Below are 333 nucleotides of genomic sequence, written 5' to 3' on the forward strand. Positions count from 1 at the left end.
CCTAGCTGTTGTTGTATAACGCTTGCGAGGGAGTTGACTATCTGATTCCTGCTTTTCTTTTTCTGTTTTCTTAGGCAGTTTTACAGCTGGTTGCTCTGGGGCTGAAGATGCCTTAGACTCTTCAGCCTTATGCTTTTCATCCAACGCCTCGTCAGCAGCATCACTGATTTTCTTTTTCAATCCATCAAGCCCCAACTCATTGACCTCTGCGTCGGATGTATCCAATACACCATTCAAGAGCTTGGTCATATCTGAGTTATGAGCAAACTTTCTATGAAGGAGAACCTCGATGATAGTTTTATAATCAACCTGAGCCTTGTCTGCTATATCCAG

The 333-nt window shown here is 43.2% G+C and carries 1 protein-coding gene; it reads right to left on the reverse strand.

Annotation, left to right across the window (positions count from 1 at the left end; genetic code table 11):
* The coding region (locus ACQRBJ_RS16330; RefSeq protein ID WP_445304272.1) for a hypothetical protein at nt 1-333 on the reverse strand (333 nt) is incomplete at both ends.

It is taken from the genome of Prevotella sp. SGI.167, from assembly GCF_050313615.1.
GTDB lineage: Bacteria > Bacteroidota > Bacteroidia > Bacteroidales > Bacteroidaceae > Prevotella.